Source organism: Chryseobacterium sp. KLBC 52 (assembly GCF_003347605.1).
Classification (GTDB): domain Bacteria; phylum Bacteroidota; class Bacteroidia; order Flavobacteriales; family Weeksellaceae; genus Chryseobacterium.
In genome coordinates this window covers 1-12,764 of sequence record NZ_QDFZ01000001.1, presented here as the reverse complement: position 1 = coordinate 12,764, position 12,764 = coordinate 1, and the positions used below count along the sequence as shown (strand labels likewise).

12 protein-coding genes and 1 riboswitch are annotated in these 12,764 nt (G+C 35.6%); of the genes, 9 read left to right on the top strand and 3 right to left on the bottom strand.

Annotated features, from left to right (window positions below; genetic code table 11):
- Positions 1-2: 2 nt before the first annotated feature.
- Positions 3-1,829, bottom strand: a complete 1,827-nt coding sequence (locus tag DDF69_RS00070; RefSeq protein ID WP_114818983.1) for a TonB-dependent receptor plug domain-containing protein — start codon at positions 1,827-1,829, stop codon at positions 3-5.
- Positions 1,830-1,861: 32 nt separating this feature from the next.
- A riboswitch (cobalamin riboswitch) is annotated at positions 1,862-2,040 on the bottom strand.
- A gap of 136 nt (positions 2,041-2,176) precedes the next feature.
- Positions 2,177-3,472 (bottom strand): T9SS type A sorting domain-containing protein, encoded by a 1,296-nt coding sequence (locus tag DDF69_RS00065; RefSeq protein ID WP_228411887.1) that lies wholly within the window; start codon positions 3,470-3,472, stop codon positions 2,177-2,179.
- Positions 3,473-3,644: 172 nt separating this feature from the next.
- Here DDF69_RS00065 and DDF69_RS00060 point away from each other — a divergent pair, with 172 nt between their 5' ends.
- Entirely contained in the window at positions 3,645-5,261 is a 1,617-nt protein-coding gene (locus tag DDF69_RS00060) for a helix-turn-helix domain-containing protein (protein WP_114818981.1), read from the top strand.
- Positions 5,258-6,388 carry a tetratricopeptide repeat protein gene (locus tag DDF69_RS00055; RefSeq protein WP_114818980.1) on the top strand — a complete coding sequence of 377 codons (1,131 nt, stop codon included), beginning with the start codon at positions 5,258-5,260 and terminating at the stop codon, positions 6,386-6,388. Before DDF69_RS00060 ends, DDF69_RS00055 begins: the two co-directional genes overlap by 4 nt.
- Positions 6,389-6,622: 234 nt before the next feature.
- Here DDF69_RS00055 and pafA read toward each other — a convergent pair whose 3' ends face one another.
- Positions 6,623-8,269 carry an alkaline phosphatase PafA gene (pafA, locus tag DDF69_RS00050; protein WP_114818979.1) on the bottom strand — a complete coding sequence of 549 codons (1,647 nt, stop codon included), beginning with the start codon at positions 8,267-8,269 and terminating at the stop codon, positions 6,623-6,625.
- A gap of 101 nt (positions 8,270-8,370) precedes the next feature.
- Here pafA and DDF69_RS00045 point away from each other — a divergent pair, with 101 nt between their 5' ends.
- The 7 genes from DDF69_RS00045 (at position 8,371) to DDF69_RS00010 (ending at position 12,617) form a co-directional block, all read left to right on the top strand.
- A complete protein-coding gene (locus DDF69_RS00045) occupies positions 8,371-9,156 on the top strand; it encodes a hypothetical protein (RefSeq protein WP_114818978.1) in 786 nt (261 codons plus the stop codon).
- A gap of 20 nt (positions 9,157-9,176) precedes the next feature.
- The gene (locus DDF69_RS00040; protein WP_114818977.1) at positions 9,177-9,569 is read left to right on the top strand and encodes a VOC family protein; all 393 of its coding nucleotides are present in this window, start codon (positions 9,177-9,179) and stop codon (positions 9,567-9,569) included.
- Positions 9,570-9,586: 17 nt separating this feature from the next.
- Complete coding sequence (locus DDF69_RS00035; RefSeq protein ID WP_114818976.1) at positions 9,587-10,123, top strand: GNAT family N-acetyltransferase; 537 nt, start codon at positions 9,587-9,589, stop codon at positions 10,121-10,123.
- A gap of 80 nt (positions 10,124-10,203) precedes the next feature.
- Positions 10,204-10,437 carry a hypothetical protein gene (locus tag DDF69_RS00030; RefSeq protein WP_114819244.1) on the top strand — a complete coding sequence of 78 codons (234 nt, stop codon included), beginning with the start codon at positions 10,204-10,206 and terminating at the stop codon, positions 10,435-10,437.
- Positions 10,438-10,550: 113 nt separating this feature from the next.
- Positions 10,551-11,117 carry a putative glycolipid-binding domain-containing protein gene (locus DDF69_RS00025; RefSeq protein ID WP_114818975.1) on the top strand — a complete coding sequence of 189 codons (567 nt, stop codon included), beginning with the start codon at positions 10,551-10,553 and terminating at the stop codon, positions 11,115-11,117.
- A gap of 87 nt (positions 11,118-11,204) precedes the next feature.
- Positions 11,205-11,753, top strand: a complete 549-nt coding sequence (locus tag DDF69_RS00020) for a hypothetical protein (protein ID WP_114818974.1) — start codon at positions 11,205-11,207, stop codon at positions 11,751-11,753.
- 312 nt (positions 11,754-12,065) lie between these two features.
- Complete coding sequence (locus DDF69_RS00010; RefSeq protein ID WP_114818972.1) at positions 12,066-12,617, top strand: REP-associated tyrosine transposase; 552 nt, start codon at positions 12,066-12,068, stop codon at positions 12,615-12,617.
- Positions 12,618-12,764: the final 147 nt, after the last annotated feature.

Genomic DNA, 12,764 nt, shown 5'->3' with positions numbered 1-12,764 from the left:
TATTAAAAATTTATTGCTGCATACACACTATAGTTTCTTTTCGGTAAAGGATAGAAAGAAACAGTTTTATAGTAGGTATTGGTTAGATTATTCACTTTAAACCCTAAGGTATATTTCTTGGCTAACGTGGCCGAAATGCCCATATTTAAAAGAAAATATGGATCTATGGCATCAGATCTTTTTTCATCACTTGTCGTATAAGTAACCCCATTCAGCTGTCCCTGTGCAAAAAACTTAAAGAAACCATATTCATAATCTATACTGGCATTTCCTCTGTGCATGGGAACATAAGGTCTCTGCATTTTCGTTTCTTTATCAATAGATTTTGCATAGTAGTATCCTGCATTCACGCGGATTTTATGGCTGCCCAGCTGTTTACTGAAAGACAACTGAGATTCCAGGCCGTAAGATTCAGATTTATTGACATTATACGCCTGCCAGTATCCCAGAGCAGTCGGAAGCCATACAATAAGATCGGTCACATTCATATAGTAAGGAGACAGGGTAAGTTTAAAATCTCCTGCTTTGAACTCATTGGTCATATCTACCTGGGTAGAGGTTTCCGGTCTCAGATCTTTATTTCCTCCCGGTTCGTAATAAATATCATTGAAGGACGGATATCTGAAATTTTTTGATACATTAACACTGACATCATACCACTTTGCAGCACTCCATTTTCCAGAGAAAGAATACATTAACGGGGACTTAACATCTTCTACAAAATCTTTCTTAAATCCACCCTCAAAACGCAGGTCTTTTGTTGCAAAATATCGTAGCAATCCTGAAACGGAACCTATATTTCTGCTGACATTGGATATTCCGCTCTGATATCCTTCTCCTTTATTAACCTGAAACTCTCCGATGATATTAAAATTCCATTTTGAATTCAGAAAGTAATTGAAATCATTTTTAAAAATATAATTCTTCCCGGTTCCTCCACTTGATTTAGGTAGATTTAATGAACCAAAATACTGAAAATTCTCTTCCGTATAAGCTGCTCTAAGGGAATTGCTGAACTTCGTTTTGTTCCAGTCCCAGGAAAGAAGACTTCTTACACTCTGAGTTTTATATTTCGTTTTGGTTCCCGTTTCTTCATATACCGGATAATGCTGTGAAGAATCAAAAAACTGGCTCTGCCACGAGATCTTATGATCGTCCGTAATTTTATAGGATGCTCCTGCATTAAACGTTGTATTGTAATAATTTCCGTTTCGGTTGATATAGTTCAGATCGCTGACCTTATAATCATTTTCACTTACAGAATAATTTCCGGAAGCTTTAAAACTGAACTTATCATTGCTGTAGGAACCTTTTACAAAATTGTTATAAGTATTAAAAGAAGCTACTTCTGAAAATAAGGAACCATGGAAACCTTTATTAAAATCAAGGGTATTATTGAGGTGAATACTCCCCCCGATGGCACCACTTCCATACACTACACTTCCACCACCAGCTTTGATACCGATCTGATCATAGCCGAACAAAGCAATATTATTGATATCTCCCTGGCCTAAAAAATTAGAATTGATATTAATCCCATTCCAGACAAAAGCAGTCTGCTGGGCGGTAGTTCCTCTGAAAGAAGGTGAAGAAACGGCTCCACGGCCATTTTCTTTGATAAAAACCTGTGACTGAAACCTCAGAAGCTCCGAAAGATTACTGGAATTTTTTTCAGCATCTTCTGCTGTAATTGTTTTTACGGGATGAAAAAGTTTCACCCTGTTCATCTGGTTGTCGAAGACATAAATAGTGTCAATGGTTTTCTCTTGTCCAAAAAGAAAACATCCATAAGATGAAAAAAGCAGTATTAAAGATCTTTTTATATCCATACTTTTTTACTTTTCCTCCGAAAGCAATATGTTTTTTTAATTATAATTCCGGCAGGTCTCCTGACTTTCGCATTCTGCTCCTTCCCGTTATAAAACAGTGGTTTTTTGCAGAAACTTGTGTTGCGATTTACAGTTGCGGGGACAGTCCGGGAGTTACACCCGATTCCCTTTTCATTCCAAAATACTGGAAACCAAAATTTTTGCAAAGATAGTTTTTTATGTGTATTCACCAAAAACTACACTTCGCCTTAAAAATGTTATCTTTTTGTCAGTTAAACAAAAAAAAGAACGGCCGCTTTCACTATTGAAAACAGCCATTCATCCCACTACTTTACTATTTATATATGTTACTTTTTAATAAATTTATAAGGCTCCTGTTGTACTCCTTTTACAGAGTATTGTAAGATATAATCTCCTGTTGACAGAGCCGAAACATCAATCTGTCCTTCTACAGCATCCAATGATTTCACTTTTTGTCCAACCATATTATAAATTTCTGCTTTCTCTATTTTTCCTGTTCCTTTAAAATATAGGATATCAGTCACAGGATTAGGATAGATTCCTCTACTGTTTTTCTCTTTTACGGCATCATTCACCGATAAATATTCAGAAGTATCCAGGTAAAAGGCAATCATTTGACCGGAAGCATTTGTCCCTGATCCGGCAATTTTCTTTCCGTCCTGTGAAATTGCTAAAGGAAGCCCCATCGTGACTCCATTGGTAGCAATTCCTAAAGACGCGGCATAATCATTCAGGTTAATTCTTCCGCTGGCAGAGGTCCAGATAAAGCCTTCACCTGACATCGGAGGTGCTCCAAATGCTCTGTAATACCCAATTACTTTTTTTCCATCAGCAGAAATTCCCGTTGCTCCTCCTTTGAAGCTGAAAGAAGCATTAGGATGTGTTATATAAGTAAGCCCGCTTACCGCATTCCAGACATAAGGATTAGGATTTGCTGCCCCTATGATTGTATTTCCATCTGCAGAAATCCCTCCTGCTTCTCCTACATTATTCCCATTATTATCTGTAATAAAGCTTTCTACTCCATCCTGCCATTTTGCGCCACTTCTTGTCCCGGTTGGCTCATCCTGCCAACCTACAATTACTGTTCCTGCCGCATTGATTGCATTGGCTCTGGAACTGCGTCCGGCAACAATACTTCCCAAATCTACCATTCCGTTCACTTCATCCCATTTCACAGCATGCGCGTTCGCAGCAGTAAGAAACCCTAAACCCACAATCGTACTCCCATTGGTAGTCATCCCCCAGGTTGAACTTACACTGCCATCCCATCCTGTAGGAACAAGCCCACCTCTGTTTACCCAGGTGGAAGTAGCCACATCATAAGTAGATATTTCATTAAATCCCGTTGCTGTATTTGTTATCGAGGACGAAATTTTGGTTCCATCATTTGAAACAACAGTTCTCCCCGCAGCCGGATATCCGTTTGATATGGAACCTATCTGTACAAGCCCTCCCGCTGCATTCCATTTATATATTCCTCCTGCGCTGGTATGCATACTTACGACCCCGTTATCCGAGACTGCGCCCACATTATAATTTCCCAAACCTATTACAGTAAGTTGAGCGCCTGCAAAAGCAAATTTCAGGAAAAGGCAAGCCGTCAATATTTTTATTGACATTCTGTAAAAATTTTTCATATTTTATTATATTTAGCGTTTTGAATTGGTGAAAACAATATTAATACAATATTTTACTTATCAAAAGAAATTGGCTTTCATAATTCAGGAATTTTAAAAGAATTTAATTTTCAAAAACCTAATAACCAAATACATACAAAACAATATTTTGAATATGGATTTTACCAGAACTATTCAAAAAAACACAAAAAACAAATTATCAAGACAAAAATTATTTCAAACTTTACTGCTTATTTTTATTTTCTGCTCGCTTACCACCAAAGGACAGTCCGGTCCGGACTTCAATGTGTTGGCAGATAAAGCATTTCTGAAATTGTATCAGAATCCTGATGAATGCATCAGCTATACCCAGGGAATTCTTGTGAGTGATCAAAATGCGGAACACAAAATTGTACTTCAAAATATTATTTCACAAGCTTTTGCCATGAAGGGGGAATACGTACAGTCTGTCAATATTTTCGCTCAAAAAGAAGAGCCAGATCAGAAAAACGACCTTTCTTATTTTATGCAGGTCTTCAGTGATTATAATCTTGCCGATCAGTATCAGAATCTGGGTTTGTACAATCAATCGAAAAGAATTATTTCTCATCTGTTGTCGGATCAAAAGCTTCTTAAAAGCAATAGTCCGGCATTACGAATCACCACTGCAAAATTATATCAGCTTCAGGCGTTGAACTCGGGAATCAACAGAAACTATCCTGAAGCCTTAAAAAATCTAGATCAGAGTAATCAATACCTCGGCGATTATAATGAAGAAAATAGAATTTTAAAAATTGAAAACAGAATTTTCAGATCTTCCTATCTCCTGAAAACATATCAACAATCTGAATATAAAATACTTATAGACAGCATTATTGCAAATCTTGAACATCAGAAAAACCAGCCTTTTCTCTTAGGACTGGCCTATGAAAACATCTCTCAGTATTATTTTCTGAAACAGGATTATGCAATGGCTATAAAAAAACTGGAAGCAGGACTTCAATTGATAGAAAATCTTCCTTTTAATAATTTAAAAATTAAAATCTACGAATCACTTTCCCGTACTTATTACGCGGTACATAATGATGCAAAATACCATCAGTACAATAAACTTTACAATGATTTAAAAACAAAAACAGATTCCGGTTCAAAAGAAGGAATACGATACCTTGTGAAGCTTGTGGAAACCAATCAAAATAAAAATATTGAATTTCAGAAACATATGCTTCTAAGATCTTCCTGGTCTTTAATCCTGATTTTATCTTTGATCATTCTGGGTTTGTTTATTTATTTTTTACTCATGAGAAGTAAAAATAAAGACTTAAAAAAACAGTTTGATTTCTTTGAAAAACAGATCAGGCAGAAACCTCAGCCCATCATTTTACACAAAACAACTCCAGCGACAAAGGATTCCGGCACAACAAAAATATCCCGGGAAAAAGAAGATGAAATTCTCCAAAAGTTAGAGGAATTTGAAAAATCCGACCGGTTTCTGAATAAAAATATGTCTCTGTCTCTGCTTTCCTCTCAAATGGAAATCAACACAAAATACCTTTCGGAAATTATTAATAATAAGGAAAAAAACTTCAACGGATATATTAACAAGCTCAGAATCAATCATATTGTACAGCTGCTAAGAACTGATGCTGCTTTTCTTAATTATAAAGTGAGTTATCTGGCAGAATATTCAGGATTCTCATCACACAGTGCATTCACTACTGTTTTTAAGTCAGTTACGGGAATGTCTCCCAATGCCTATATTCAGGAAATCAGTAAAACAAAAGCCTTATGAAATCAATTTTTAAAATAATACTGTTGCTGGCTGCCTTTTGTAATGGTATGAAAGCACAAAAGACACCTGATAGTGTCTTAATAAAAAAGGCCAAACTTGAAATTTATGACAATCCGGATAACACCATCAAAATCGGAGAACAATTATTAAAAAAATCTCATGATATTAAAACTTCTATTAACCTTTACATGCTGCTTTCAACGGCCAATATTGCCAAAAGAAATTTTGAAGTGTCTTTACAATATATTCTAAAAGCAAAAGAACTGTCTCAGAAAACCAATGATCCCAAAAGCCAGGCAGGTGTTCTCATCTCCGTCGCCATCCAATATCAGCAAATGGAACTTTTCAACAAATGCCTGGAAACACTGAATGAGGCAGAACAGTATATTGCAAAAATTCCTGAAAAAAATCCGGAGAAATACATTGAAACGGCTGCAAGCTACGCAATAAGAGGAATGGTATATAAAAGTCAGTCTAATTCAGAAATTGCTTTGGAAAAATTCCTGATTTCTATACGAAATTATGAAAAGGTTCCTGCAAAGAAAACCACTTATTCTAATATGAGTGTCGTGTATTACAATATTGGGTACTGTTATCTTAACCTTAATCAAATTGATAAAGCGCAGGAGGCTTTCATACAGTCCATCAACTATGCCCGGAAAAATTATGCTAAAAGTCTGGAAGCATTCGCTTTGAAAGGAATTGCTGAAATACACAAACAAAGACATGAAAATCAAGCAGCGATAAACCTTTTACTAAAAGCTGAGGATCTTTCTAAAAACACCGGAGATATTATCCTGAATGAAGGACTTTATAAAGAATTAGCTGAGAATTATCTTGCTATGGGACAACAGAATCTTTACCAGCAGTTTAATAAAAAACACATGGAAATGAGATTTAAAAGAAAGCAGAATGAGCTGAAATCCATTAATCAGGTGATCGACAACCACAATAAGGAAACAGCATTAAAAAGTGAAAAACTGAAATCTGATTATCGTTATATTAAAATGGCATCAGTCCTTCTGGGATGTATTTCGATAATCATTCTTTTATATTTTATTATCAAAATCAGAAAACAGAATAAGAAGTTTCATAAAGAGATCCAGCAGATGATCAGGACATCATAAACTATGAAAATAAAAAAACATCCCAAATTGGGATGTTTTTTTTATACTGTAACTGTTCAAACTTATCAAAAAATTTCGATGAACCATTAAGGATCATTTAAGAAATAATGTATAGTTAAGATAAATCATTCTGATTTTTAAGCTTAAAGCGAAGCTCATTTTAATACTCTCAACACCTTAATACAATCTTAATGTTTCAAATAAATGTTTAAACAGATTTGTTCTATAATTAATTTATTTACCTATAACTTCGGTAATCGGATTTCCTACATTTCCACTTGGAAACTGGATTTTCAGTAAGGAAGATACCGTAGGAGCAATATCTGTCATGTGATATTCTTTGTTGCTTTCTCCCTGTTTCACTCCCCAACCCATAAAGATTAACGGAATGTGAGAATCGTAAGAATTCCACACACTGTGTGTAGTTCCTGTTTTAGAATATGGCGGAAGCATAGAATCATGAGAAATTAACTGGATATCTCCACTTCTCTGTCTGTTGATTCCATTAATAATTCTTTGTTTGATAGGCTCCGGGATGCTTGCCTCCTGAACTTTGTCTACAGAAACAGCATATAAAACTGTAGGATCTTTTTCAATTTCTTTTACAGCAAAGTTTCTTACATCATCCAATTCAAGCTTGTTGTCTGCCAATACTTTTCTGTCGAAATAAACCTGATAGTTATCAATGGCATTAACCAGTTTATCTGCTCCGAATTTCTCTTTCAGTTTCTGGTTCAGATTCTTTTCGGCATCTTCTCCGAAGAAACCAGTCGGGATTTTATGTTCTTTAAGGAATCCTACAGAGTGTGCTCCACCATGGTCAGCAGAAAGGAAAACAGTGTACTCTCCTTTTCCTACTTTTGAATCAAGATATTTGAAAAACTCTGCCAAATCCTGATCCAGTCTGATATAAACATCTTCTACTTCAATAGAATTCGGTCCGAATTTATGTCCTGCATAATCTGTAGACGCAAGGTTGATCGCTAAGAAGTCTGTGATAGTATCTCCACCCAGTTTTTCACCTTCTACAGAAGCTTCTGCCAATTTTAAAGTCAAAGTATTTCCGAATGGTGTATAACGGATATTGTCTTTTTTAGTCTGGTAGTCTTTTGCTAAATTACTGTAAGGGAAAGTAGGTGTTTTTGCACTTCCCAACAGACCTTCCCAAGGAGAATTGTCTGGTGCACTTTCAGTGTATTCATTGATTGGAAGTAAAGTATTCCATCCGTTAGCCACTAATTTTTCAGGAAGGTTCTGTGAGTTGAATGATTTTACCCACTGAGGAAGATCATTCATATACCATGTACTGGTAATGAAATTCCCCGTGCTGTCATCAAACCAGAACGCTCCGTTTGGAGTGTGTCCTGCAGGAAGAATAGAAGCACGGTCTTTCAAAGAAACACCAACAACTTTTCCCTGGAAGTTCGTTGCCAGTCTCAATTCGTCAGTTACTGTTGTAGACCAAAGATTCTTCGGAGAGTGGCTTCCTGTTTTTGTATTGGTAGTTCCTACCGGCTGAACGCTCTCATCCGCGGTACAATAAACTCCTTTACCTGTTTCTTTATCCGTCCAGTCGTTTCCTGCAATTCCATGAATAGCCGGTACAGATCCTGTATAGATACATGTATGCCCTAAAGCCGTAATGGTAGGAACATAAGGAATATGTACATTATTCAAAGAATATCCTGTATTCAAAAGTCTTTTAAAACCATCATTCCCATACTTACCGTAGAAACGGTACAAATAGTCCCAACGCATCTGGTCTACTACCAGACCTACGACTAATTTCGGTCTTTCCAGTTGAGTATTTCTGTTCTTCTGTGCATTGATTGTAACTACGGACAATAAAGTAGCTGCCGCAATTGAAATGTTCCTAAGCATCCAAGTAAATTTTTATTGACAACAAATTTAAGAGTTTTGAAAGTTTTGGAGTGTGAAATTTTATTTAATTTTGATTATTGTACAATTATCAATAATCTTCTATGATTTTAGGCGTATACTGGTATTTCAAATTTCCCGATCAATTATATGACTTTCAGTTTTTCAAATTTTATCCTGGATATGGAGGGCATGCCGATAATCCTGCTGAACTGGCAGCAAGAATTCAGGTTGAAAATACAGATGATTTTATCCATAAACTGGAAGCGTTAAAATCAGATTTCAAGAAAACATATTTATACCTGAATATCGATGGAAATCAAATTATTATCAATATTGGAGACTATATGCTTTTTGATTTTCATTTTCAGTTTGCCAAAGAGGTTGAAGAGCTATTGATCCGTGAAAATACAGTATCATTGGATGCAAGTCATCCTTTTACCATTCAATCCAGCAAAAACTATCCTCCGGAAAGACAGGAATTCAAAACTATAGAGCACCGTTTCATCCAGATGGTCGGCTCTGACTTCAAAAAAAGTAATGCAGAAAATTATGCAGCCAGAATAGATTGTAATCTGCCTTTACATCATAAAAAAGAATTGATTGATGACCTGACCCGGATTTGCAGGGAAGAAAACCTTCATGTATTTTACTACAATGATTTTGATTTTAAAGATCATTGTAACCTGATGCTCTTTTTCACCAATGGCAGACAGAAAAAAGAAGCTATTCAAAAGGTTGACATCAATTCTTTTGGTAACAAAGTAAGACAGCTAACTCAGAAATTCCCTCTTCATTTCGGTCATTTCGGAAGTTTCAAAGAGTATCCTTTACATGGTCCTCATACTGTGTTGATAGCAGATGAGGAATATATTTTAAACAAAAAATAAAAGCATTTTAATTCAATACTATGATCAAATTCAAATATGTCATTCTCTATGTTGAAGATGTAGAAATGTCTATGAACTTTTATAAAAACACCTTTGATACTGAAATAAAATTCATCACTCCCGAAAAAGATTATGGTGAACTCCTGACCGGAGAAACAAGTCTCTCATTCGCCTCTGTGAGCCTGGCCAATTCCAATATTAAAAAAGGATTTACAACAGCCAAAAACGAAGATCAACCTTTCGGAATGGAACTGGGATTTACAACGGTTGATGTGGAAGCTTTGGTAGAGAAAGCCATAAAAAACGGAGCTGTCCTTTATGAAGACATTGCCCTAAAACCATGGGGACAAAAAACCGCCTATATTAAAGATCCCAACAATTATCTGGTAGAAATCTGTACTGAAATTCAATAAAATAAAAATATCTAAGGGTGGAAATAAGAAAATTACAAAAACTAACCTCTGATCCAAGCCTAGATTGGGGACATAACGGGTATATAACAGACATAAGATATGTGGTTTCCTCTATCGAGTTCGGAGGTTCTTTTGAGTTTATTTTAAAAGAGAAGTCTTTGCCTTACCACAAAATATGGGAAACGACTTCTGACGATCTTGAAGAATTGAATATCATCATTAAACAGGGAAATTCATTCGGTGCTTTTGTTAATGAAGATTTGGCAGGCTGGATTATCTGTGAACAAAGAACATGGAACAACAGTTTTTATATTGAAAATATCCTGATCAACGAAAAATATAGAAGACAGGGAATTGGCATTATGTTGATTAAAAGTGCCATTAAAGAAGCCAGGAAATTAAACTGCAGAGTGATTGAGCTGGAAACACAGAATACCAATTACCCTGCGATACAATTTTACAGAAGAATGGGCTTCAATATTACCGGACTGAATACAAGATTGTATGAAAATGCTGAGGAAATCGCGCTTTTCATGACTTTAGATATAGAGTAATTTCATCACATTCATTAAAACACTTGCTGGTGTGTTAATAATTTTATACATTAGTAATCAACAAATTAAAAATGATTACTATGAAAAATTTAAAAAAATTAAAGAGAAATCAGCTGGTGCTGATCAGTGGTGGAGACACTCCTTATGCATTGTGTGATATGGATGGCAATTGTCCACCAACTATTGGTTCATACTATTGTAGTGATGGCACCTGTTACAGAGTTTCCGGAGGTGGCGGAGGCAACCCTGGATGCAATGAACCTATGCGCCTGTGCCAGGAATGGGAAACAGGATGCGGATGTGTTTATTTGTAAAAAATATTTGTTAGATAAAATTTTGTTGAGGGCGGTTTTTACCGCTCTTTTTTTGTAACCAGCCCTTGCATTCATTAACTTGCATCTTGTAACAATACATCAAACAATATTTTATGAAAACATTGATCTGGAAAGGAATATTTTACCAATCTCTTGAATATTTTAATTTACAATCTGATGATATAAACTATACGGTAGAATCAAAGATCATCGGTTGTCTTGAAGATAAAATATATAGTATAGAGTATAAAATTCACATTGATAAAGACTGGCTCGTTCAAGACTTTCTGATCGAATCGGAGATCAATAAAGTAAAAAGAATACTTACCGGGAAAAAAATCCAGGATCAATGGGAAATTAATAATGTTATAAACCCGGAAATCAATGATTTTAAATTTATAGATATTTCTCTGACACCATTTACCAATACTTTGCCGATCAACAATTTAAAGCTTTCAGAAAACAGTTCTCAGAAAATTGATGTCATCTATATCGATGTCTTCAACCATCATATCAGACCTGTACAGCAGCAATATACCCGGACAGCTGTCAATCAATATCTGTATGAAAATGTTGAAACCGATTTTAAAGCTGAAATTTCGGTGGATGAAAGTGGATTAGTAACCAACTACCCTGAATTGTTTAAAAAGATCGCAGACTCTGAAAATATAAATAATTGAAATATCGAGTAAGACCGATAATGGCAATGATCTTTACTCCATAATCTCCTTCATTTTCATTAATTTCGCAGAAACCTAATTACCATAATGGATACTAAAAAAAATGTGCTGGAAAAAATGTCCAGTCAGGAGCTTGAAAAATACATTAACCCTAATAGTAAATTTGTTCCACAGGCAGTACAATATGCCTATGAAATATTGCTGTCAAGAGGGAGAAAATTCACTGATGAGGAGTCGGCACTCATTGCTTCCAGAACGGCAGATCTTGGCAAAAAACAGGAAATAACAATACATCCCAACCACACTAAAGCTTCCAATATCATGTATTTGTGTGGGGCATTAGGTATTGCAGGATTTATCTGGGCTTATGATCCTTTCAATTCCGGATTATCTATTTTTGTCGGGATAACGACTTTGGTCTTTATTTTTGGAATGGGCTATTTTATAGGAAAAGGGAATGAAGTAGCAAAATACGTTCTCATAGTGACCTTTATACTAGGGCTTTTCGGGTTTTCCTCTATTTTGAAAAATCTGTTTGTCAATCCTGTACTGGGAATCATCAGTATAGTACAGACCATTCTTCAAATCTGGGTCATTATCCTCCTGGTAAGAATTCCTAAGAACAGCATATCATAATTTCCATTATGGAAACCTTCTCAATATATAATTTTCTGACATATTACCAATACGTAAGATAAGTTGGCAGCAACGATAGTCTAACGTTGGCGCAAGCATAGGGATTTTAAGGTTATTACCCGCTTTGTGGAAACAAGAAGCGATAACAGATTTATTTTTATAATCAGATTTCGGCGCAGCCTCCGGCCGCGCCGAAATCTTTCCACCATTAACATATTCATAAAACGACGCTGGCGCGAGCGTCCCGCTCGTGTCCCCACAAATTAAAAAAATGTCAAAAATGATAATCTGAGTTTTTATTACTTTTAGATTATGAGTAGAAAACACAAATTTCATGAAAAAGAAGGAGCATATTTTATAAGCTTTGCTACGGTATTTTGGATTGATATTTTTACAAGAATTGAATATTTCGATATCATTATTGAAGCATTAAATTATTGTAGAAAGAATAAAGGAATGACTATTTTCGGATATTGTATCATGCCCAGTCATATACATTTAATTTTCAGATCAGAAAAAGGTCAACCTTCAGAATTAATTAGAGATTTTAAGGGCTTTACTGCTAAAAAGTTGCTTAAGGCTATCGAAGAAAATACTCAGGAAAGCAGAAAAGAGTGGTTATTGTGGATGTTTAAAAAAGCAGGAAGCCGAAATTCTAATATAAAAAAATATCAGTTTTGGCAGCAGAATAATAATCCAATAGAAATATGGACGTTGAAGGTATTTGAGCAGAAACTAAATTATGTTCATCAAAACCCTGTGAAGGCGGGCTTTGTTATGGAGCCTTGGGAATGGAAACACAGTAGTGCAAGGAATTATTGTGATGATTATGATGAGATTCTTGAAATCGATGTTAATTTATGATTGTGGACACGAGCGGGACGCTCGCGCCAGCAAAAGGGAGCCTTGGGAATGGAAATATAGTAGTGCAAGAAACTATTGTGATGATTATGAGAAAGTACTGGAAATAGATGTTAATTTGTGAGATTATGGGCACGAGCGGGACGCTCG